Source organism: Pseudomonas sp. Ost2, from assembly GCF_018326065.1.
Lineage (GTDB): Bacteria > Pseudomonadota > Gammaproteobacteria > Pseudomonadales > Pseudomonadaceae > Aquipseudomonas > Aquipseudomonas gingeri.
Genome location: NZ_AP021904.1, coordinates 4,118,452 through 4,141,199, shown reverse-complemented (window position 1 = coordinate 4,141,199; position 22,748 = coordinate 4,118,452). Strand labels below are relative to the sequence as shown.

Annotated in this window: 19 protein-coding genes; 13 read left to right on the top strand and 6 right to left on the bottom strand. The window is 63.6% G+C overall.

Annotated elements, in window-relative coordinates; translation table 11 throughout:
- The first annotated feature begins 83 nt into the window (after positions 1 to 83).
- The 3 genes from KI243_RS18120 to KI243_RS18110 are packed head-to-tail and all read left to right on the top strand — an operon-like array spanning position 84 to position 2,724.
- Positions 84 to 1,568, top strand: a complete 1,485-nt coding sequence (locus tag KI243_RS18120; protein WP_158683231.1) for a tyrosinase family protein — start codon at positions 84 to 86, stop codon at positions 1,566 to 1,568.
- A 56-nt stretch (positions 1,569 to 1,624) separates the two neighbouring features.
- Complete coding sequence (locus KI243_RS18115) at positions 1,625 to 2,332, top strand: DUF2182 domain-containing protein (protein ID WP_177083093.1); 708 nt, start codon at positions 1,625 to 1,627, stop codon at positions 2,330 to 2,332.
- 59 nt (positions 2,333 to 2,391) lie between these two features.
- Entirely contained in the window at positions 2,392 to 2,724 is a 333-nt protein-coding gene (locus KI243_RS18110; protein ID WP_103032978.1) for a hypothetical protein, read from the top strand.
- Here KI243_RS18110 and KI243_RS18105 read toward each other — a convergent pair whose 3' ends face one another.
- From KI243_RS18105 to KI243_RS18090, 4 genes are all read right to left on the bottom strand, one after another.
- Positions 2,725 to 4,740 carry a hypothetical protein gene (locus tag KI243_RS18105; protein WP_017126061.1) on the bottom strand — a complete coding sequence of 672 codons (2,016 nt, stop codon included), beginning with the start codon at positions 4,738 to 4,740 and terminating at the stop codon, positions 2,725 to 2,727.
- A 153-nt stretch (positions 4,741 to 4,893) separates the two neighbouring features.
- Positions 4,894 to 6,576 (bottom strand): thiamine pyrophosphate-binding protein, encoded by a 1,683-nt coding sequence (locus KI243_RS18100; protein WP_212809604.1) that lies wholly within the window; start codon positions 6,574 to 6,576, stop codon positions 4,894 to 4,896.
- Entirely contained in the window at positions 6,563 to 8,320 is a 1,758-nt protein-coding gene (locus tag KI243_RS18095; protein ID WP_017126058.1) for an FAD-dependent oxidoreductase, read from the bottom strand. The genes KI243_RS18100 and KI243_RS18095 overlap by 14 nt, the downstream gene beginning before the upstream one ends.
- A gap of 197 nt (positions 8,321 to 8,517) precedes the next feature.
- Positions 8,518 to 9,216, bottom strand: coding sequence for a YoaK family protein (locus KI243_RS18090; RefSeq protein WP_212809602.1), 699 nt, complete (start codon positions 9,214 to 9,216; stop codon positions 8,518 to 8,520).
- A 130-nt stretch (positions 9,217 to 9,346) separates the two neighbouring features.
- Here KI243_RS18090 and KI243_RS18085 point away from each other — a divergent pair, with 130 nt between their 5' ends.
- Positions 9,347 to 9,997, top strand: a complete 651-nt coding sequence (locus KI243_RS18085) for an HD domain-containing protein (protein ID WP_177083087.1) — start codon at positions 9,347 to 9,349, stop codon at positions 9,995 to 9,997.
- 66 nt (positions 9,998 to 10,063) lie between these two features.
- On the top strand, positions 10,064 to 11,710 hold the full coding sequence (locus KI243_RS18080) for a phospholipase D-like domain-containing protein (RefSeq protein WP_212809600.1): 1,647 nt from the start codon (positions 10,064 to 10,066) through the stop codon (positions 11,708 to 11,710).
- A gap of 520 nt (positions 11,711 to 12,230) precedes the next feature.
- Here the strand turns inward: KI243_RS18080 and KI243_RS18075 are convergent.
- On the bottom strand, positions 12,231 to 13,463 hold the full coding sequence (locus KI243_RS18075; RefSeq protein WP_212809598.1) for an NADH:flavin oxidoreductase/NADH oxidase family protein: 1,233 nt from the start codon (positions 13,461 to 13,463) through the stop codon (positions 12,231 to 12,233).
- Positions 13,464 to 13,541: 78 nt separating this feature from the next.
- Between KI243_RS18075 and KI243_RS18070 the strand changes: the two genes are divergently transcribed.
- Positions 13,542 to 13,982: a MerR family transcriptional regulator gene (locus KI243_RS18070; RefSeq protein ID WP_017126052.1), complete on the top strand. Its 441-nt coding sequence runs from the start codon at positions 13,542 to 13,544 to the stop codon at positions 13,980 to 13,982.
- Positions 13,983 to 14,018: 36 nt separating this feature from the next.
- Here KI243_RS18070 and KI243_RS18065 read toward each other — a convergent pair whose 3' ends face one another.
- Positions 14,019 to 15,557, bottom strand: coding sequence for an MFS transporter (locus KI243_RS18065; protein WP_212809596.1), 1,539 nt, complete (start codon positions 15,555 to 15,557; stop codon positions 14,019 to 14,021).
- A 269-nt stretch (positions 15,558 to 15,826) separates the two neighbouring features.
- Here KI243_RS18065 and KI243_RS18060 point away from each other — a divergent pair, with 269 nt between their 5' ends.
- The 7 genes from KI243_RS18060 (at position 15,827) to KI243_RS18030 (ending at position 22,689) form a co-directional block, all read left to right on the top strand.
- Complete coding sequence (locus KI243_RS18060; RefSeq protein ID WP_212809594.1) at positions 15,827 to 16,714, top strand: LysR family transcriptional regulator; 888 nt, start codon at positions 15,827 to 15,829, stop codon at positions 16,712 to 16,714.
- Positions 16,707 to 17,606 (top strand): LysR family transcriptional regulator, encoded by a 900-nt coding sequence (locus KI243_RS18055; RefSeq protein ID WP_177118052.1) that lies wholly within the window; start codon positions 16,707 to 16,709, stop codon positions 17,604 to 17,606. The genes KI243_RS18060 and KI243_RS18055 overlap by 8 nt, the downstream gene beginning before the upstream one ends.
- Before the next feature lie 120 nt (positions 17,607 to 17,726).
- The gene (locus tag KI243_RS18050; RefSeq protein WP_177083074.1) at positions 17,727 to 18,917 is read left to right on the top strand and encodes a CoA transferase; all 1,191 of its coding nucleotides are present in this window, start codon (positions 17,727 to 17,729) and stop codon (positions 18,915 to 18,917) included.
- 19 nt (positions 18,918 to 18,936) lie between these two features.
- The gene (locus KI243_RS18045) at positions 18,937 to 19,911 is read left to right on the top strand and encodes a hydroxymethylglutaryl-CoA lyase (RefSeq protein ID WP_017126047.1); all 975 of its coding nucleotides are present in this window, start codon (positions 18,937 to 18,939) and stop codon (positions 19,909 to 19,911) included.
- Complete coding sequence (locus KI243_RS18040; RefSeq protein ID WP_017126046.1) at positions 19,908 to 20,303, top strand: VOC family protein; 396 nt, start codon at positions 19,908 to 19,910, stop codon at positions 20,301 to 20,303. Before KI243_RS18045 ends, KI243_RS18040 begins: the two co-directional genes overlap by 4 nt.
- Positions 20,300 to 21,241, top strand: coding sequence for a D-2-hydroxyacid dehydrogenase (locus KI243_RS18035; protein ID WP_017126045.1), 942 nt, complete (start codon positions 20,300 to 20,302; stop codon positions 21,239 to 21,241). The genes KI243_RS18040 and KI243_RS18035 overlap by 4 nt, the downstream gene beginning before the upstream one ends.
- A gap of 116 nt (positions 21,242 to 21,357) precedes the next feature.
- Complete coding sequence (locus KI243_RS18030; RefSeq protein ID WP_017126044.1) at positions 21,358 to 22,689, top strand: dicarboxylate/amino acid:cation symporter; 1,332 nt, start codon at positions 21,358 to 21,360, stop codon at positions 22,687 to 22,689.
- Positions 22,690 to 22,748 lie beyond the last annotated feature (59 nt).

The window sequence follows — 22,748 nt, the reverse complement described above, 5'->3', positions numbered from 1 at the left end:
GGCCCGATGGAGGTTCAGGGAGATCGATCATGGCACATGTACGTCGCGATGTATGGAAGCTGGAGCCGGGCTGGAACGACACCTTGTTGTGGTATGCCCGTGCGGTTGAAGCACTGCGTAAAAAACCGATCACCGATCCTGCCAGCTGGCTGTTCCTGGCGGCGATACATGGCATTACCCGGCCGCTCTGGGAAAATGCCGGTTATGTGACCGCGCAGACGCCGTTTCCGCCGCCAGCGCAGCAGAAGCTCTACTGGAACCAGTGCCAGCATCAGAACTGGTACTTCTTTCCCTGGCACCGAGGGTACCTCGGTGCGTTCGAGCAGATCGTGCGCGCCACTATCGTTGATCTCGGAGGCCCGCCAGGCTGGTCGCTACCTTACTGGAACTACAACGGCAGTACCCAGGCACAGGAGTTGCCGAAGTGCTTTGCACAGCAGAACTGGCCGGACGGTGCGCATAATCCGTTGTATGTCGAGCGTCGTTATGGGTTGAACAAGACCCCGATTGTCATCCCTGCGCAGTACATCCGGCTGAAAGCACTGCGCGATCACACCTTTGCCGGCTCTGAAACCGGCGTTCCTCCCGGTTTTGGTGGGCCGGAATCGCTCTTTATCCAGCATGGCGTCGCCAACGGACTGCTCGAGTCCGAGCCCCATAACAACGTCCACGGTGTCGTGGGCGGCAGTTCAGGCAAAACCAGTGGTTTGATGAGCAATCCCAATACCGCGGCGCTGGACCCGATTTTCTGGTTGCACCACGCCAATATCGATCGTCTCTGGGAGGTCTGGCTCAAAGCCTATGGTGGTAATCACAACCCCCCGAATCCGGACTGGGTGGACGGTCCCCTGGATGCCGGACCACCGTTCATCATGCCGCAGGCCGGTGGCGCCGCGCCCTGGAAATACAAGGTGCGCGATGTATTGGATACACGTGTGCCCAAGTTGGACTACACCTATGAAGACACGACCGCGCCGCAGGATAAACACCCCCTGCTCCAGCGCCGTCTGTTGAATCTTGGAGCCATAATCGCAGCGCCGATCCCGGAGGTGCTGATGACCCGTGATACCGATGTCGAACTGATCGGTGCCAATTCCTCGGTGCTCAACCTCTCGGGCGGCAGCGTCGACACCTCCGTGCACCTGGACAAACCAGGCTCGCAGAAAGTGCTGAACAGCCTGAGATCGGTCGCGAATTTTTCCCTGGCGGTTCCGACGTTGCCGGATCGGGTGTTCCTGAACCTGGAGCATATCCGCGGCAACAAGGATTCGGCGCTGTTTGAGGTCTACGTCAATCTCGCTCCGGAGGCCGTTCCCGACGAGCATCCGGAGTTGCATGTCGGGACGATCTCGCTCTTCGGTGTCGAGCAGGCCAGCCAGGCCGATGGTCACCATGCTGGCAATGGTGTCAGCCAGGTATTGGATATCACTGAAGTGGTGGATGCCCTGCATCTCGGCGGAATCCAGGACCTGAGCAAGCTGAATGTACGTTTTGTGCCCGTCACGCCTGTCGGTCCCGACGACAAGATCACGATCGGTCGAGTGAGTCTCTACCGTCAAGGCGATTGAGCATGGGACGGTATCTGCTGCTTTTCCTGACCCGGGGCAGCCGGCCGTGGCTGATAGTGATCAGCCTGGCCGGTTGGGGCTGGCTGGTGGGGGGCGTACAGAGGCTTTCGGTCCCGGCGTTCTGCGGGACCTGGCCTACCCTGGGTTATGCAGCAAGCTGGCAAGGTATTGAACAGGCGCTGCTGTTCAACCCGCCAGGGCAACTGCTGGGCGGCTGGAGCCTGATGCTGGTGGCGATGATGCCCTTGTTGATGGTGCATCCGCTGGAGTATCTATGGCGGACCAGTCTGTCGAGAAAGCGCTGGCAGGCGCTGGGCCTGTTCGTGATCGGTTTCGGCAGCGTCTGGGTCCTGGCGGGGGTGGGGCTGTTGAGCCTGGTGGTGAGCGTGCGGGTGCTGCTGGGTATCGAGCCCTCAGGCGTTTTTCTGCTTGGTTTGTCGATCTGCCTGTTATGGCAGGCCTCTCCCGTCAAGCAGCACAGCCTGAATCGTTGCCATCATCAACCCCGCATTTCGGCCTTCGGTTTTGGTTTCGTCACGGACTGCCTGAGGTTCGGAGTTGTCAGTGGTGTCTGGTGTGTGAGTTCGTGCTGGGCGTTGATGCTGCTGCCGATGTTGATGGAACAAGGGCATCTGGTCTTGATGGCGTTCGTCATGGTCTGGATGCTGCTGGAGCGTTTCCTGAGAAATCGACCTCCACACTGGCGCTGGCCTTTTCTGGCCGAGATCGATGCGTTGAGGGCGCGAGCGTTGAAGCAGAGATGATATCGTAAGGCCATCTATTGCACGGATGCGCCGCCATGAACTGTCCTTCTCGTTCCCGAATGTTTTCCCGACTGCGTCACCTGACCCTGGTAGCGCTGCTGCTGGGCAGCAGCGCCGTGCTGGCCGCCAATACACCCTGTTCCGGCAGCAAGGGCGGGATCGCCGGGTGCGATGGCGAGACCTTCCTGTGCAATGACGGCTCGATCAGTGGCTCGAAGAAGAACTGCTCGGCGGTGCTGGGTATCCGCGAGGACGCCCGGCCGGCGCGCCCGCAGGGCTTGCTGCAGGGCGCCGAGGGTTGCCAGTGTGGCAGCGGCAGTTACTGCACCGGGCCCCGGGGTGGGGTCTATTGCCTGACGCCCGGTGGCAGTAAAAGCTACAAGCGCAAATAGTCAGTAGGGCGCGGCACTGATGGTCGCGTTGCGCCAGGCGGTCTGCAGTTGTTCATTCAGCAGGGGCGGAACGCTTTTCCCCGGCTGCTTCTCCAGGCTGAGTTTCAAGCCATTGAGCGAACGACCGCTGAGACGATTGCCCGCCAGGTCCTCGCGGAACACCCGCTCCGCGTCGGCATACTGGCCCTGGTCGAGCAATGCGTAGCCGAGGGATTCACGCAGGGTGTAGTACCAGTCCGGTGGCTCGTTGTAGCTGAGGTTGTCCTGGATCTCGACGGCCTTGCGCCAGGCGTCGATCACCTGGGCCTTGTTGTCCCCCTGCAGGGCCTTGAGGTCGGTGAGCAGCGCCTGTGGCGAATCCTTGGTGAACACTTGCACGGCGGCCTCCTTGAGCGCCATCAGGTCCAGCTTGCCCTGGCTGCTGTCCTGGGCCTTGTTCAGAAGGATCAGGTCGGCAATGCGAAACAGCTCGATGGCCTTGTTGCTGCCGTAGTTCAAGTCCGGGGTGTCCTTGAGGCTGGCATTGACCGCCTGCCAGTAACCCTTGAGCGCGTCGCGCGCGGCGGCGGTGTCGAGCCCCGGCTTCGCCACTTGCCGATAGGCTTCGGCATAGGCGGCCATGGCCTGGGTGTAGGGATTGGTCAAGGCTTTCCAGGACGTCTTGCTGTCCTTGTTGGCCGCGGTACAGGTGTCGTTGATGGTCTGCAGGCCGGCCTTGATCTTCGGCTCGATACGCTGCAGCGTGTCCCAGTCCTGGAAGCGCACGGCGAAGTAATAGGGCACCGCATAGAAGTAGTCGGACTTGACGCGGATCTCATCGGGATACTGTTTGCAGAGGAAATCCAGCGCCGCGTAGCGGGTGGTGTTTTCCACCAGTTCCTCGGCCATGTTCATGGCTTCGTTCTGCCGGCCTTCGATGGACAGGGTCCAGACCAGGAAGTGGATGTTGTGCCCCAGGTAATGCAGCGGGTAGGGGCTCTGCGGGTTGACCTGGTGGGTGTAGGCACGGTCCACCGAGACCGCGGTGTAGTTGGCGACGCTGGCCAGGGCATTGTTGCCGGTGCGCTGGTAGATGTGCGAGGCCATGTGCACCAGGTGGCCGATCGCCGGGTTCTGGTCGCGGAAGCGGTCGGCCATGGGCAGGCCGCTGGTGGGGAAGGGCGACTCTTCTATGGCATGGATATAGAAGTGGTTGGCGCCGGTATGGAACTGGTCCTGCACCAGTACCCGGTTGAGCACCTGCAAGGCCTCGTAGGCCGCGGGAGTGGGACGCACTTCATCGGAGATCGCTTCGGCGCCTTGCCACCATTTCCACGGGGTGAGGTTGAGCAGGGCGTCGGCATACAGCGTGGCGGCGTCGAGATCGTCGAAATAGGTCTGCGACAGGTTCTTCATGGCATCGGCATAGCGCTGGTTGCCTTCCTTGCTCAGGAATACCTTGCCGTCCCTGGCCGTGTACAGGGTCAGGAAGGCATCGGCGTAGTCGACCTCGCGCTGCAATTGCCGGTCGCTGAAACGCTCTTTGCCGGCCGGGTCCTTGAGGCGGGCCCTGGCGTTGTCCCGGGCGATCTGCGCCGAGCGATAGGCCAGGCGATCGCAGCCGGTGGTGGCATCGCTGTTGATATTGGAGTTGGCCGACAAGGCGATCCCCCAGTAGGGCATCGCCGCGCCTTCGTCGAAGCGACTGGCCTGGTAGAAGGCCCGAATGGCTTCGGAAAAGTTGAAACCATATTGCAAGGCAATGCCCTGGCTGTAGAACGCCTCGACCTGGTCGGCGTCCTTGAAGCTGACCAACGGATAACGGGTGCCGCCCAGGCCCGAGAGCAGGTGATCCTTGGCGGTGTCCTGCTCGCTGACACACTCGTGCAGCACATCGAGGTAGGGTTCGTCCGGCGTCGCCGGGATGAAGCTTTTCGGTTCTGCGGGGGCCTCATGACCCAGGGTGTGGGCCTGGGCCGTGCCGGCCAGCAGGAGCAGGGCCATCAGTGGCGGGTGGATCAGGTTGCGGACGTCCATGCAGCAATTACTCCGAACGGGGTGTCAGTTGTGTATGCAGAGGGTTGCCGGCCTCTTCGCTGGCAAGCCAGCTCCCACCAGTGCCCGGTTGTACGGGCTCGGACACTGTGGGAGCGGGCTTGCCCGCGAAAGGGCCCGCAAGGTGGACACTGTCTAACCGGCCAGACGGGCAATCTGCGGCGCCAGGTCCTTCTGTGGAATGACTACCTGTACCAGCACGGTCTTGCGGTTGTCGAGCAGCTTCGGCAACAACTCGTCCAGCTCGCCCTGGGTCGAGATCCGATGGCCCTCGGCGCCGAATCCCTTGGCCAGCGCCAGGTAGTCCCAGGTCGGCAGGATATCGAACGGGGCGAACTCGCCGTCCTCCTTGAACGCATCGATATTCACGAATGCCTGTTCGATGGCATAGACCTCATTGCTCATGACAAACACCACGGCATTCACCTGGTTGCGCACCAGGGTCGAGAGCGACTGGCACATCATCATGAAGCCGCCGTCACCGGCCACCACGAACGGCCGGCGGCCGCTGCCCATGGCCACGCCCAGCGCACAACCGGTCTCATGGCCGAGGGAGCCCCAGATCGCATCGGCGACAAAGCTGTCCCGGGGCATGTCCATCAGGTTGCTGGCGGCATAGAGCGACGAACTCTCGCCGAGGATCAGGCTGCCGTTTTTCCACCAGCCATGGGCACGGGCGAAGCCGTCCAGGGTTTCGAGAAAGCGCGTGTAGCCCAGCAGCGGGTCATCGCCGTGGGCGGCTTTCAACAAGGATGGCACGGGCTCACGGAGCACGGGTGGTTGCGGGAACTCGTCATCCAGGCCCAGGGCCCGGGTCAGGGCCGTCAGGTACTGGGGCAGCGGCACATGGGGGTAGTACTGCAAGCCGGTACGGGCCAATTGGGTATTGACCAGCGTGATCTTGTCGAACTTGTTGTCCAGCAGTTGCAGGTAGTCGTCGGTGAAAATCACCCCCAGGGCGAGGATGCAGTCGGTCTGCTCCATCAGGGCCTGGGTCTGCGGCAGTGACGCCGTGCCGGCATAGGTGCCGATGAATTGCGGATGGCTTTCGTCGAGAACGGTCTTGGCTTCCAGCGACGTGGTAAACGGCAGGCCGCTGGCTTCGATCAGGTGCAGGGCCTGTTGCTGCAGGCCGAAGCGAGCGATCTCGATGCCGAGCATGATGATCGGTTTGCCGGCTGCCCGCAGGCGTTCCACCGAGGTTTCCACGGCGGCTTTCAGGGACGTCTCGTTGCACCGCGTCGGTAGCGGCAGCAGGCTGCCGACCGGGCGCTCGCAACAGCCGCCCCAGACATCCTGCCAGGCTTCCAGGTAGACCGGCCGCCGCTCGCTGATGGCGGCGACCAGGGCCTTGTCGATCAGGGCCGGGGCGGTCTTTCTGTCACTGAGCAACTCGCAGGCGACGGTGATGTTTTCGAAGACCTTGCGCCCCACCTCGAGATCGCCGGTGGAGTGATGGAACAGGACATCCTCGGACCAGATCCGCTGGCGATTCTTCGCATTGGGGCTGGCGCTGATCACCACCACCGGGTTGCGTTCCACATAGGCGCCGGCAATGGCGTTCACTGCACTGAACGTGCCGACGCCATACTGCAGCGAGACTGCGCCAATCCCCGTGTAGCGGGCATAGCCATCGGCGGCATAGGCGGCGCTCATTTCATTGATTTCGCCCACGGGGTGGATATCCGGATCGCGCTCCAGGGCATCCATGAATTTCGAGACATAGTCGCCCGGCACCTGGAAGACCTTGTCCACCCCCAGTTCCTTGAGGCGGGCCAGCAGGTAGTCGGCGACGCTGAAATCATCAGTCTTTTCCATGATCGATCCCCTTGTACGCGAACTCGGTCACGTCATTGAGCGTCTTCGCGCAATCCTTGCAGGGCGGACGGTGGTCCGGGTCGAGGTTGCAGCCATCGGGTGTCGGCACCGGCAGCAGGGCATAGTCCTTGGGCAGCCAGGCCGGACGCTTGAGACCGAAGAAATCCTGCAGCGTCGATTCGGCCACGGTGACCGCGCCTTCGACCCAGCCCTGGCCGATGGAATAGGCTTCGCCGACGATATAGATCTGCTGTTGTTCCACCGGGTGGCGCATGCGACAGATGATCCGGTCGATCCGGTAGTTGGCCTTCCACTCGTGCCAGCCGCCGCCATACGGATCGCTGTCCCAGGCGTGGTAGACCGCCGAATAGGGCCGCGGCAGCTCGACCTGGTCGTGGACCTGGGTCACCTGCATCTGCGCGACGCGGACCATTTCGTCGCTGACCGGGAACTGGGTCCTGGGCACCACGGGTTCGGCCTTGAGCTTGCCGGCCAGGCTGGCCGGAGTGAAGCCGACAAAGGGGGCGCCATCCTCCAGGCCTTTCCAGAACGGTACGGTCCCGATGTCGTTGTAGGAGGCCATCAGCAGCGAGTTGAGCGTGTGCTCGCCGCCTTTCTGCTCGCACTCGGTGCCCATATAGTAGATCTGCCGCACCGGCAGGTCGGTGACCGAACGCCCGGCCACCAGGCCGAGGGCGCGCCACCAGGGTTGTTCGTAGGCCAGGAACAGCTTGAAGGCCGATTGCACCAGCACCGAGCCGAGGTTTTCCTTGAGCCACGGGTCGCTGAAGAAGGGCGAGTCGATCAACTCCAGTGCGCGGCGCGGCATGGCGAGGATGATTTTCTTCGCCTTGACCACCTGGCCGCCGCTGCTGTCGCGAGTGGCACCGTCGACGCTGACGGTGTTCTGGAAATGCAGGCGATAGGGGAATTCGGCGTCCTTGGCGTAGAGGATACTGGCCAGGCGCTGGTTCATCTGCACCCGCTGCTGGCCCGGCAGCTTGCCCGGCAGTTTGGCGAACTTGGCAGCGAGGGTCAGCGGCAGGCTCTGGAACCCCTTGGTCAGGGTCAGGAACTCGGTGGTGTCGCTGTATTCGGTGGCCGGCAACTGGGTCACGGCGCTGGCATTGGCGACGTTGGCGTCATAACCGCCGGCGTCCTTCATGAACTGGTAGCCCTCGTTGCTCATCACCCGGTAAAGCAGGTCCCAGAAGCCGTACTTCCAGATCTCCTTGCCGAACACCTTGACCTGCATCTGCTGGCAGAGGCTGAGCTTGTCGAAACCGGGATAGACGTAGTTCATCACCTTGACCTGCAGGTCCTCGGGGCAGAAGCCGCGCTCCGACCAGGCCAGGTCATAGGGGATTTTTTCCGGCGCCTCGACGAAGTCGCGATAACGGAAACGCTTGCCCCGCAGGTAGAACAGGTTGTTCTTCGAATACACCGGCTTGGGCGCGCCCATGGGGAAGTCCTGGCTTGGCAGCTTGAGGTGCTTGACCAGGTTGTCCACCAGTACGTGGCCGTCCTTGCCGGGGATGTAACGCATGCCGCCGACCTCGGCGACCACGTTCGGCAGGCCCGGTAGATTGATGCTGAAGAGCCGGCCGCCGATGCGGTCGCTGTATTCGAACAGGGCAATGTCCTGCGTATCGCCATGGGTCTGTTGCAGACGCCAGGCGCTGTAGGTGCCTGACACTCCGCCGCCGATCACGGCAACGTCCAGTTCCAGTTCTTGCGACTTCATGACGAACTCCATTTCGGGAAGGAGAGGGACCGCGTTTTCCGGTCGCGACCTAGTATCGTCGAGTTTTGGCGGAATGCCAGTTTGCCATCATCGGGGTTTCGAGGCGGCGGGTGACCTGTCCGTCGATGGACGAAAAAAGGCTGGGAGAGAGAGGGGAATCAGGTCCTTTCGATGCGTTGAAAGGACCTTTGCAGCCGTTACGCCTGGGGCTGGCGCCGGTCGCTGCGGTAAACCCGCAGGCAGACGCCGGTGGCGACCAGTACCGGCAGGATCAGCGCCCACAAGCCACAGGCCAGGTAGAGCAGGGCCGCACCGATACAGCCGAAGGCAAAACCCAGCAGGGTGGTGCAGATCGGCTTGAGGCGTTGCTTGATGACGAGCCGCTGGGCGTCATCATGCTCGGTCCACAGGGCGAACACATCGACGGCGAACTGGGTGACATTGCCGGTCATCAATGTGGTCGGTGGCGTGCCTTTCATGTGCTGGCGAGAAATGGCGTTCTGGATCGCCATGGCGGTGACCCCGGCCATGCCGGTGACCAGCGCCGTGGCGCTGTCGCCATCGGTAAACGGCCCCCAGACAATCGCCAGCAGGGCAAAGGCCGCAAGCATCAGGGTGTGGGCGATCAGCAACAGGCGCAGCGGTACCCATCCGCGCCGATGGATCGCCACGGCGGCCAGGTGGGTCAGTCCCACCACCAGGACGAACACTGGCAGGGCGATCAGCTTGGGCAAGGCGCCGGAAGTGCCATGGACGATACTCACTCCCAGGGTCACGAAGTTGCCGGTGACATGGGCGGTAAACAGACCCTGCAGGGCGAGGAAGCCCAGGGTGTCGACAAAGCCGCCGTTGAAACTGAGGGCCGGGCCCACACTGGGGTGCAAGGGGGATTCCATGGCCTGTCCTCGGGTTTGGGTGACGCAGGATTGATCGGGGTTGCCGGGTGGCAGCAGACGGTAACTCGCCGCTGGTCGTCGATCAAGGTAGAGTCCGGCTCCTGTGTCGTTGCCACTTCGAGGCCCGTGAATGACTGCCGTGTGTTTTGCTCCCTGCCACTCCTTGGCCGGGCGCTTGCTGGAACTGTTGCCCGTGGTCCAGGGGGACGGTTCCCATGACCTGTCGCATATCCATCGGGTATGGAAAAACGTCTGTGCGATCCAGCGCGAGGAAGGCGGTGACCTGGACATCCTGATCGCCGCGACGCTGTTGCATGATTGCGTGGCGGTGGAGAAGGACTCGCCGCTGCGGGCCCGTGCTTCGCGCCTGTCGGCGGAAAAAGCCTCGACCCTGTTGACGCAACTGGACTGGCCGGAACCGAAGATAGCCGCCACCGCCCATGCCATCGAAGCCCACAGCTTCTCGGCGGCGATCGCCCCGACCACCCTCGAAGCCCGGATCCTGCAGGATGCCGACCGACTGGACGCGCTTGGCATGATCGGCGTGGCGCGCTGTTTCCATGTCGGCGGGCGCCTTGGGCTCAGCCTGTACGATCCGGCGGATCCGCTGGCGCAACACCGTGGGTATGACGATCAACGCTTCAGCCTCGATCATTTCCAGACCAAGCTGCTGCACCTGGCCTCGGGTTTCCAGACCGCCACGGGGGCACGCTTGGCGGCGATCAGGCATGAGCGTCTGCAGCGTTTCATGGAAGATTTCATGGAAGAAATAGGCGTGTGAACTGCCTGGCGCTATGAAAATTCGCTACGCTCGATGGCCACAGCAAACGGCTCAAGGATGTGATTCATGCGCGTACTGCAAACCAACGCCCAGGACGATTTCCGGGTCAAGGCGTATGCCGGCACCAGCGGGGTGCTGCTGGCAATGGACCTGGCGGAGTCGAAGCGGGCTGGCCTGCTGGGTTTTGCCATCGAGCGCCAGGTGGGGACCAAGCCCTGGCTGTTTCTCTTCAACAGCCTGACCTTTCCCGGCAAGGAGCACACCTTTCCCCAGTACCACGCCACCCCCAGCGATCTGGCGCCGTTGCAGAAATTCCGCTGGGCCGACTACAACGTCGAGCCCGGCACCACCTGCAATTACCGCGTGCACCTGGCCTACGGCACGCCCGATGCGCCACAACTGGGCGAGTCGCTGGCGGTCACGGTAACCACCGACAACGGCCTGCCGAAAAACCAGCGGGTGATCTTCAATCGCGCGGTGGCGGCGAGCCAGGGTTTCGAACGCAAGTTTCCCGACCTGGACAAGCAGCTCACCACCCAGAAAGACCTGCCCATCGAGGCCTGGCCCGACGCCGCGCGCCTGTGGCTGGAGAATGGCCTGCTGGAAGAACTGCTCGGTTTTATCGCCCGGGCCACGGATGCACAGTGGGGGCTGGATATCGCCATCTACGAGTACCAGTTGAAGGCGATTGTCGATGCCGTCAACGCCGCCCAACAGCGCGGCGCGCGGATCCGTGTGCTGTACCACGCCAAGGTCGGTGACGACGACACCACCCTGAACGAACAGAACCTGGCGGCGATTCCCGCCGAGGGCAAGCGCGGGCGGGTGACCAGCAATATCTTCCACGACAAGTTCATCGTCCTCAGCCAGCGCGATGCCGCCGGCGAGTATCGGCCCGAAGCGGTACTGTGCGGCAGTACCAACTTCACCGCCAATGGCGTCTACCGCCAGGCCAACGTTGTGCACATACTCGACGACAGTCGCCTGGCCGGCGAGTACATCCAGGTCTTCGAACAGATCTGGGCGGCGCCGGCGAATGTGGCGGCGACCCGCAAGTGGATTACCCAGAACAATCCGATGGACCCGGCCCAACCCTTGTTCGCCGGGTTTTCCCCGCGCACCGGCCAGGGCGACCTGAAGGAATTCGAGCAGATCATCACCGCGGCGCGCAAGGACCTGCTGTTCGCCACGGCCTTCGCTTTGCCCCAGCAGATTCTCGATGCCTTGCTCGGCCAGCCCCATGACGATGTCTTGCGTTATGGTCTGCAGAACACTGCCAGCAGTATTTCCGGCATCCACGCCGACCGCACCGACGACTTTGTCGCCACGGCGCTGCTCAATACCGGCCTGGAAGGCTGGATCAAGGAAGGGCTCAACGGTCAGAAGGGTCGGCTGCTGGTGCACACCAAGGCCATCGTCACCGACTTCACCACCGACTCGCCGACCATCATCAGCGGCAGCCACAACCTCAGCGTCGGCGCCAGTGACGGCAATGACGAGAATTTCCTGGTGATACGTGGCGATGTCGACCTGGCGGACCGTTATGGCCTGGAGATCCTGCGTTTCTACGAGCATTACCGGTTTCGCTATTACGCGAAGAAACTGGCGCTCAAGCAGGTCCAGCCCCTGTCGCCGGATAACAGCTGGAGCGATGGGTACTACAAGGACGGGGATTTGAAGATGCTGTCGCGGTTGCGGTTTGCGGGGCGTTGAAATCCCGTCCGGCAAGCCGGGTACAAGGCCTTGATAAAGCTGCGTTACCTGTGGGAGCCGGCTTGCCGGCGATAGCGTTCTTTATCGGCGCTGCAAGGCTTGCTGGCCCCATCGCTGGCAAGCCAGCTCCTACAAGGTTCCAGGCTAGACCACAGTCCGTGGTGAGCCCCCATCCTGTGGGAGCCGGCTTGCCGGCGATAGCGTCTGCTCGGGCGCTGCAAGGCTTGCTGGCCCCATCGCTGGCAAGCCAGCTCCTACAAGGTTCCAGGCTGGACCACAGTCCGTGGTGAGCCCCCATCCTGTGGGAGCCGGCTTGCCGGCGATAGCGTCTGCTCGGGCGCTGCAAGGCTTGCTGGCCCCATCGCTGGCAAGCCAGCTCCTACAAGGTTCCAGGCTAGACCACAGTCCGTGGTGAGCCCCCATCCTGTGGGAGCCGGCTTGCCGGCGATAGCGTCTGATCGGGCGATGCAAGGCTCACGGGCCTCATCGCCAGCAAGCCGGCTCCTGCAGGGGCACTTGGTCAGGAGGCCAGATGCTTCATCGCCGCCCGATACTGCCGGGTCCGCCGTCCGATAAACAACCGATCCAGCACCAAAGCCCACACCGCCGAAACCTCGGGCTGCGGACGGCGACCCTTGCTCAGGCGTTTCAACTGGAACTTGACCACCGCCATGCTCGCCAGCGAGGCCAGCGGTTTTTGCTTCCAGCGGATCGGCTGCAACTGCGGATGGGTGTCACGGCCTTCGCGCCAGTGCCGGGGCAGGTGCGGTTCCAGCGCCAGGGCGGTACCGATACCGGCCATGGCGATGCCGCTGTCCAGCACCTGCTCGACAACGGGCAGGCGGCGGATGCCGCCGGTGACCATCACTGGCATCGTCGCCACCTTCGCCAGTTCGCCGGCCATTTCCATGAAGTAGGCTTCCCGCGCCAGCGTCCGGCCATCCCGGGCTTCGCCTTGCATGGCCGGGGCCTCGTAGCTGCCGCCGGAGAGTTCGACCAGGTCCACCGGCAGCTCATTGAGCCATTCGATCACCTGGCGCGCATCGTCGGCATCGAAGCCGCCGCGCTGGAAGTCCGCCGAGTTGAGCTTGACCGCCACACAGAAGGTCGGCGCAACCTCGGCCCGAACGGCCTTGACCACCGACAATAGCAACCGGGCGCGGTTTTCCAGGGAGCCGCCCCAGCGATCGGTACGTTGATTGCTCAGCGGCGAGAGGAACTGGCTCAGCAGATAGCCGTGGGCCGCATGAATCTGCACGCCGGTAAAACCCGCCTGTTCGGCAAGCCGGGCGCTGCGGGCAAAGCGTCCGATGACGTCCTCGATATCCGCTTCACTCATGGGGCGCGGCTCGGCGAACATCTTCGAGAATCCACCCAGCTCCAGCGGAACCGCCGAGGGAGCCCAGGCGATCTGGCCGAGATTGGCCATGGTCTGGCGCCCGGGATGGTTGATCTGCATCCAGAACTGCGCGCCCTTGGCCCGGCCGATCTCAGCCCACTGGCGGAACTTGCGCAGATGCCGCTCATCTTCCAGCACCACGCCGCCGGGGCCGGTCATGGCGCGCCGGTCGATCATCACGTTGCCGGTCAGCAGCAGTCCGGGCTCGCCATCGGCCCAGGCGCGGTAGAGTTCCATCAGGTGTGACGAAGGAGCGTTGTCCAGGTCGGCCATGTTCTCTTCCATGGCAGCCTTGGCAATGCGATTCGGGATCTGTACGCCGTTGGGTAGCGGCAATGCTTGGAAGGGTGACATGCTTGACTCCGGGGTAGTGGGGAGTTCAGGCTAAGCTTAAAGTAAACTTTAATGTCAAGCCCCGATACGAGGATTTCCATGAAGATCGGTGAACTGGCTCAACGCAGTGGCCTGGCGGCCTCGAAGATCAGGTTCTATGAAGCCCAGGGCCTGATCCGCAAGGTGCATCGCCAGGCCAATGGCTATCGGGAGTATCCGTCTGAGGTGTTGCAGACCTTGTCGATCATCCAGTGCGCCCAGCAGGCTGGCTTCAGCCTGGAGGAGCTGCGGGCGCTGGTGCCGGCTTCCGAACCGGGAGTCTGGGATCATGCGGAAATGATCGAGAGCCTGGAACGCAAGATCGCTCAGATCGAGGCCATGCAGGCCCGTCTGGCCCAGAGCAAGCTGCAACTGCTCGGGGTGGTGAACAGTATCAGGAGCAAGCCGGCGGACATGCCGTGCGCGGAAAACGCCGAGCGCTTGATGGCGTCGCTGAATGTGCCGCAGGTAAACGCCAAGGGGCGCGGCGTCGAGCAGTAGCTCGTCGAACCGCGCCTCTCCCTCAGCGCGCCGGGGTTATTCCCTGGCCAGGGAAAATGGTTGCGCTCCGGGGAGCGGATTGCGCATCAATGTACCCACCACCAGCGCGCCGAACAGCGCCAGCAGACCCGCGACCCAGAGCACCGTGCCAAAGCCGCCGACGAAAGCCTGGCGGGCCAGTGGCTGCACCACGGCGCGTGCCGACTCCGGCAGTACGGCCATCGCCGCCGGCATATCGCCGGCCACCACCCGCGAAGCAATGGCCTGGGCCTGATCGCGCCACGGTGCGGCCTGCGCGCCGAGACTGGCCTGGAGCAGGTCCTGGGTATGGCCGGCGAGCAACGCACCGAACACGCCGATGGCCAGCATGATCGCGCTGAAGCGCATGGTGGTGCTCATGCCCGAGGCCATGCCGGCGCGCTCCCGGGGGACGCAGGCCATGATGTTTTTCTGGGTATCGCCATTGAGCAGTCCGGCACCGGCGCCCGTCACGGCAATCGCCAGGCCGAAGGCCAGGTAGCCGCCGCTGCTGACCGCCCAGGCACTGAGCAGATTACCGCAGCCGACCAGGGTCAGCCCGCTGGCCATCACGGTCGCGGGCTCCAGGCGCGAGGCCAGTCGCACGCCGATACGCGGGCAGATCAGCATGGTCAGGGCAAAGGGCAGCATGCCCAGGCCAGAGGCGATGGCCGACAGGCCCAGGCCGTTCTGCAGGTAGAACGGCAGCAGCGTCATCATCACCTGGGCGCAGCCGGCGTAGGCGAACATCCCCAGCAAGGCCCCGATAAAGCGCGGATGACGGAACAACTGCAAGTCGACCATGGGGCGTTGCTGCACCCGCTCGACCACCACGAACACACCGAGCAAAGCGACCCCTCCCAGCAGTCGGGCGTAGGTCAGCGGATGGCTCCAGCCAATCTGGTTCGCTTCGATCAGGCCCCAGATCAGGCACAGCAGCGCGCCGCTGAAGGCCAGGCTGCCCCAGGGATCGAGACGGGCCGACTGGCTGTCGCGGGACTCGGGTACCGCATGCCGGACCATCGCCATCAGCAGCAGGCCGATGGGCAGGTTGATAAAGAAGATCCAGCGCCAGCCCAGGTACTGGGTGATCAGTCCACCAACCGTTGGCGCGGCGGTCATCGCCACGCCCATACAGGCGCCCCAGAAGGCCCAGGCCTTGGCCCGCTCGACTTCATCGTGGAAAGTGTGGCCGATGGAGGCGAGGGCGGAAGTCAGCAGCAGCGCGGCCCCGACGCCCTTGATCGCCCGGGCGATATCGAGGAACAGGCTGCTGGGCGCGGCGCCGCAACTGAGGGAGGCGAGAATGAACAGGCTCAGGCCCCAGAGCAGGGTATTCTTGCGGCCGAAGCGGTCGGCGATGCTGCCGGCGGGCAGCAGCAGGGCGGCGAACGCCAGCATATAGGCGCTGACCACCCACTCGATATCGGCAAAGTTCGCCACTAGGTCACGGGCGATGCTCGGCAGGGTGACGGCGACGATATTGGTGTCGAGGACAATCAGCGAGCAGACGCCGGACGCCGTCAGCAGCGTCAGGCGCGGGCTGACCCGGCTCATGGGCGTACCTGCGCCGGCAGCCTGGTCGTGGCTGTCCCGACCTGACGGCGGTCCGGTTGCCGCCCGAAGATTGCCTCGGGGGCAACGATGGGCGTCGGACCAGCCGCCTCGACCAACGGTATGCCCGAACAGGTACAAGGCAACGGCGCAAGGAATTTGACGGACATGCTCAAGGCTCTCTACTGTGACGGTAAGACAGCTTAACGCGGGGTCGGCCCGGCTTTGTTAGGCCAGCCTTGGCACTTCATTACCTTTGAGCTAATGCCCGTATGGAGATCCGTCATTTCCGTTATTTCCTGGCCGTTGCCCAGCAGCGCAATTTCACCCGCGCGGCGGAACAGCTGGATATCGCCCCGCCAACCCTGAGCCGGCAGATCCAGGACATGGAAAATGCCCTGGGCACCCGGTTGTTCCTGCGGGGGCAGCGCGAGGTCAGCCTGACCGAGGCGGGCGCGGCGCTGCTGCCGGAGGCCGAGGCGACCGTGCGCCAGTTCGAGCATGCGCAGCGCAATGCCCAGCGGGCCGGGCGCGGCGAGATCGGTCATATCGAACTGCGCTATGTCGCCGGGGCGGTGTATTCCGGGGTGTTGCAGCGCCAGGTCAAGGCCTTTGTCCGGGCCTTTACCGATGTCAGCCTCAATGTGCGGGAAACCCCCATGGCGACATTGCCCGGGCTGATCGCCGAAGGACGTTTCGATATCGGTTACGTGCGCTCGCCGATGTCCCTGCCCGAGGGCGTGGACGCCGTGCGTCTGAATACCGAGGGCTTTGTGCTGGCGATGGCCGACGACAGCTGGTTGTGCCGCCTGAAAAATATCGGCGCCGAGCACCTGCAGAACGAGACCTTCGTGCTGCCGGAGCAGATCAGCGGTACCCTGCAGGTCGCCGCCCAGGGCGGTTACGCGCCGAAGCTGGGGCCGCAGCCCGGCGGGCTGGTGGCGGTGATCGCCGCGATATCCCTGGGCCAGGGTGTGGCGGTGGTGCCGGAATCGGTGATCGGCCATATCAACCTGCCGAATGTGGTCTATCGGCCCATCGAGGGTTGCCAGGCCACGTCCTGGTTGTCGCTGATCCATCGCCGCTTCGAGAAGGCACCGGCCGTGGCCTGCTACATCGAGCGGGTCAAACGTGAATTCCCGGAGAGGCAGCATGATTAATCCCGCGCATTTCGACCTGCAGTCCCTGCGGGTATTCCTGCTGGCCGCCGAGCACGGCAGCCTGACCAAGGCGGCCGAACACGCCAACATGACCCTGTCGGCCCTGAGCAAGCGGATCGCCGAACTGGAGCGCACCACCGACTGCCCGTTGTTTACCCGTTTGCCCCGGGGGCTGGAGCTGACCTCGGCGGGGCACGGATTGCTGGTCCATGTGCGCAGCATTCTCGACGGAGTCAACCGCATGGCCGTGGAGGTCGGCGATTTCGCCGTCGGCGTGCGCGGGCATATCAAGGTCTGGGCCAACACCTCCGCGGTGGTGCAGTTCCTGCCCCAGGACCTGGCCCGGTTCCTGTCCCACAACCGGCAGGTGCGCATCAGCCTGGAGGAAGCGCTGAGCGAGGCGACCATCGACGCGGTGGAAACCGGCCGGGCCGATATCGGCGTGTTTGCCGACAATGTCCCGTCCCCGGGGCTGGAGACCTTTGCCTACCGCACCGACCAGTTGGTGCTGCTGGTGCCCTCGGCTCATCCGCTGGCCGGCCTGGACAGCATCGCCTTCGTCGACACCCTGGACTTCGACTATGTAGCGCTGAACCAGGGCAGTTCATTGCTGCGCCGGATTACCGATGCGGCCCATCGGGCGAGCAGGGTGCTCAACGTGCGAATCCAGGTCAGCAGCTTCGACGGCATCTGCCGGATGATCGAGGCCGGGTTGGGCATCGGCATCCTGCCCCGGGCCGCGGTGCGTGCCGAACTGCTGGGCGCGGGTTTGCACGCGATCGAATTGAGCGATGCCTGGGCGCGACGGACCTTGTACCTGGGGGTGAAGTCCCGGGCCGGTCTGGCGCCGGAGGCCCTGCGCCTGTTCGAGTTCCTGCGCACACCGCCATAGCGGGTGGCCGATGACCCTTTCCTGAATGGAAAGGGTCATGGATCAATCACGGATTTTCATGTCGCCTGTCCCCGCTGACAATCGCCCTCACTTCTTCAGGAACAGGTTAAAGGGGGCGCCATGCAAAAGCCGTTGCAGGGGATCCGGGTGATCGAACTCGGGCAACTGATCGCCGGGCCGTTCGCCGCCAGGATACTCGGCGAGTTCGGTGCCGAGGTGATCAAGATCGAACCGCCGGTCACCGGCGATCCCCTGCGCAAATGGCGCCTGCTGCACGACGGCACTTCGGTGTGGTGGGCCGCGCAATCGCGCAACAAACGCTCGCTGACCCTCGATCTGCGCCAGCCCGAGGGCCAGGAACTGGTCCGGCGCCTGATCGCCGACGCCGATGTCCTGATCGAGAACTTTCGCCCCGGCACCCTGGAAGGCTGGGGGCTCGGCTGGGATGCGCTACATGCCTTGAACCCGCGCCTGGTGATGCTGCGGGTCTCCGGCTACGGCCAGACCGGACCTTATCGCGACCGTCCCGGCTTCGGCGTGATCGGTGAAGCCATGGGCGGCTTGCGCCATTTGTCCGGCGAGCCGGGGCGGACCCCGGTGCGGGTGGGCGTCTCCATCGGCGATTCACTGGCGGCGCTGCACGGAGTGATCGGTATCCTGCTGGCCTTGCGTCACCGCGATCAGCAGGACGGGGAAGGGCAACAGATCGACGTCGCCCTCTACGAGTCGGTGTTCAACATGATGGAAAGCCTGTTGCCGGAATACTCGGTGTTCAACGCCGTGCGCGAACCGGCCGGCAGCAGCCTGCCGGGGATCGCGCCGACCAACGCCTATCGTTGTCGCGATGGCGGGTTTGCGCTGATCGCCGGCAATGGCGACAGCATTTACCAGCGGTTGATGGAGGTGATCCGGCGTCCCGACCTGGCCGCCGATCCGCGCTTGGCGCAGAACGACGGTCGTGTACTTCACGTGGAACGCATCGATACGGCGATCTCCCAATGGACCGCGCGACTGCCCCTCGACGAGGTGCTGTCGATTCTCACCGAGGCACGGATTCCCGCCGGCAAGATCTACAACGCCGCCGACATCGCCCAGGATCCGCATTATCGGGCGCGGAACATGCTGCTCGACAGCCACCTCGATGACGGCACGCCGGTGACCCTGCCGGGCATCGTGCCCAAGCTCAGCCTTACGCCGGGGGAGGTCAGCCGTCCGGCACCGAGACTCGGCGAGCACACCACGCAGATTCTCGACGCACTCGGCATCGAACCGGACCGGCAGGCCGACTGGCGCCAGCGCGGTATCATCTGATCACAAGGAGCCCCATCCCATGCATCCGCAACGCCTGTACTTGCAGGAGGTCGCGCCCCGCGACGGCTTCCAGAACGAAGCCCGCTTCATCGACACCGCCGACAAGATCGCCCTGGTCGACGCCCTGGGCCTGTGTGGCTACGCCAAGATCGAAGTCACCTCGTTCACCTCGCCCAAGGCCATACCGGTGTTGCGCGACGCCGAGGCGCTGATGGCCGGTATCCAGCGCCGGCCCGGGGTCGAATACACCGTGCTGGTGCCCAATGTGCGGGGCGCCGAGCGGGCCCTGGCGTGCGCCATCGACGAGGCCAACCTGGTGATGTCGGTGAGCGAGGCGCATAACCGTTCGAACCTGCGCATGAGTCGCGAGCAGTCTTTCAGCCAGTTGTGCGAAGTGGTCCAGGTGATCGGCGCGGGGCCGGTGGCGGTCAATGTGTCGTTGTCGACGGTCTTCGGCTGCCCGATGCAGGGCGATATCGAGATCGACGAGGTGCTGCGCTGGGTCGAACGTTTTGCCCGTCTCGGAGTGCGTGGCGTGACGCTCTGCGACACCACGGGCATGGCCTATCCGAGCCAGGTCGAGGCGCTGTGCCGGGTGGTGCGCGAGCGTTTTTCCGACCTGCAGCTGACCCTGCATTTCCACAACACCCGGGGCATGGCCCAGGCCAACGCCCTGGCGGCGATTGCGGCCGGTATCGACCGCTTCGATGCATCCCTCGGCGGCCTTGGCGGTTGTCCCTATGCCCCGGGGGCCAGCGGCAATGTCTGTACCGAGGACCTGGCGCACATGCTGCAACTGATGGGCTTCGACACCGGTCTCGACCTGGACCGGGTCCTGGCGGCCGCGGCCCGTCTGCCCGGACTGGTGGGTCATGAAGTTCCCAGTCAGATACTCAAGGCTGGCAAGCGCCTGGACCTGCATCCGATTCCGGCCCACGTCGCCAGCCTCGATAAACAACTGCCTTCCAACCGCCTTCAGGAGTTGAACCCATGATCGACCATCTCGACCACCTGGTGCTGACCACCATCGATCCCGTTGCCGCCGAGGACTTCTATGTCCGGGTATTGGGCATGCAGTTGGAAACCTTCGCCGGAGGACGCAAGGCGTTCCGCTTCGGTAACCAGAAGATCAACCTGCATGTGCGTGGCCATGAGTTCGAGCCCAAGGCCCACCTGCCGGTACCGGGTGCGCTGGACCTGTGCTTTATCGCCGCGATTCCCCTGGAGGCGGTGATCGAACGGTTGCGCCAGGCCGACTGGCCGATCATCGAGGGGCCGGTGATGCGCACGGGCGCCACCGCGCCGATACGCTCGGTGTATGTACGCGATCCGGACCTGAACCTGATCGAGATTTCCGAACTGGCCGGGGAGAGTGACGCCCGATGAACATCGTCTTTCTCGACAGTGCCAGCTTGCCGTCGAGTATCGCTCGTCCGGCCTGGGTCACCTCCTGGATCGATCGGCCCGATACCGCCCCGGACCTCCTGGCGCGGGTGGCGGCCGACGCCGAAATACTGATTACCAACAAGGTCCGTCTGGGCGCCGCGGAACTGGAGCGCCTGCCGAAGCTGCGCTTTATCTGTGTCGCCGCGACCGGCTATGACTGTATCGACCTGGCGGCCTGTCGGGATCGTGGCGTGATGGTCTCCAATGTGCCGGCCTATTCGGCGCAGAGTGTCGCCGAGGCGGTGATTGCCTCGATATTCGCCCTGCGTCGACAGCTGTTCGCCTACCGTGAGGCGGCCCTGCGGCAATGGCCGGAGTCCCGTCACTTCTGCGTGCACGACCAGTCGGTCCTGGATGTGCGTGGCAGTGTGCTGGGCGTCGTCGGCAAGGGCGGCATCGGTTCGTTGACCGCACGTATCGCCGAGGCGGTGGGCATGCGCGTGATCTTTGCCGAGCATCGTGGCGCGAGCCAGGTCCGCCAGGGCTATCTACCGTTCGAGGCGGTGCTGGAGCAAAGCGATGTGATTTCCCTGCATTGCCCGCTGACCGAGCACACCCGCCATCTGATCGGGGCCGCCGAACTGCGGCAGATGAAACCCACGGCCTTGCTGATCAATACCGCACGAGGGCCGTTGGTGGACGAAGCGGCACTGCTGGAAAGCTTGCGCAGCGGCCGGTTGGGCGGTGCGGCGCTGGATGTGCTGGCGGTCGAACCGCCGGAGGCCAATCATGCGCTGCTCGCCTGCCGGCACCCGAACCTGATCATCACCCCTCATGTCGCCTGGGCCAGCCAGAGCAGTCTGCGACGCCTGGCCCAGGCGATTGTCGCCAACCTGGAAGCCTTCCAGGCGGGAGCGCCGATCAACCGAGTGGCCTGAGTGGCCCGGCGGCACCCGTCTTCAAAACAATAACAAGCGTGCTCCCTACGGGGTTGGCCGATTCAGGGCCCGGCCCCCTGCTGCCCGGGGAACGCCCATGCTGACGAGGACCTACCATGACAAAAACAATCGCTCCCTCGCTGACTGCCGCCACACCCCGTCGACTCCGCTGGCTGTCGATCCTGCGTCATCTCTATGTGCAGGTGCTCGTCGCCATTGTCCTGGGTATCCTCTTCGGGCACTTCTATCCGCAATTGGGGGCCGACATGAAACCCCTGGGCGACTCGTTCATCAAGCTGATCAAGATGCTGATCGCGCCGATCATTTTCTGCACCGTGGTCAGTGGGATCGCCAGCATGCAGAGTCTCAAGCGCATCGGTCGGGTCGGGTTCAAGTCACTGCTGTACTTCGAAGTACTGACGACCCTGGCCCTGGTGGTCGGCCTGATAGGTGTCAACCTGCTCAAGCCCGGTGTCGGCCTGCATATCGATCCGGCCAGTCTCGATGTCCATGCCATCGAGTCCTACAGCAAGGTGGCCCATGAACAATCCGTGGTGGGCTTTCTCACCCACATCATCCCTGCCACGGTGTTCGGTGCCTTTGCCGAGGGTGACATCCTGCAAGTGCTATTCATCTCGATCCTCTTCGCCTTTGCCCTGCAGATGCTGGGGGCAGCCGGCAAGCCTGTGCTGGAGTTGATCGACCTGATCGCCCAGGCGTTCTTTCGCATGGTCAGGATCGTGATGTATGTCTCGCCATTGGGAGCCTTCGGCGGTATGGCGTTTACCATCGGCCAGTATGGGGTTGGTTCCCTCGGCCACTACGGCAGCTTGCTGCTCTGCTATTACCTGACGGCTCTGTTTTTCGTGTTCGTGATTCTGAATCTCGTCGCGCGACTCGCCGGCTTCAGCCTCTGGAGTTTCCTGAAGTACATTCGCGACGAGTTGTTCCTGGTGCTGGGCACCTCTTCATCGGAGTCGGCGTTGCCACGTCTGATGGGCAAGCTGGAACGCCTGGGCTGTGAGAAGTCAGTGGTGGGCCTGGTGGTGCCGTCGGGCTACTGCTTCAACCTGGATGGCAGTTGCATCAACATGACGGTGCTGGCGATCTTCATTGCTCAGGCCCTGGACATCCAGTTGTCCCTCGGGCAGCAGGTCACGCTGTTGCTGATCCTGTTGTTGACCTCCAAGGGCGCGGCCAGCGTCACCGGTGGCGCGTTTATCACGCTGGCGGCGACCCTCGGCAGCCTGGGGGTGATCCCGGCGGCGGGGTTGGTGCTGGTATTGGGGATCTACCGGTTCATTTCCGAAGGTGGCGCGCTGATCAATGTGATAGGTAATGGCATTGCGACTTTGTTTATCGCCAGGTGGGAAGGCGCTCTGGATAAGCAACAGCTGGCCTCGGAGTTGTGCAAGGGAGCGCCCCACGAGGTGGATGCACAGCCTTGACCGAATCGTCCAAGGGCGGTCCCGCGACCACCCGGTCCACGAAAGCCGGGTGGTCGAGC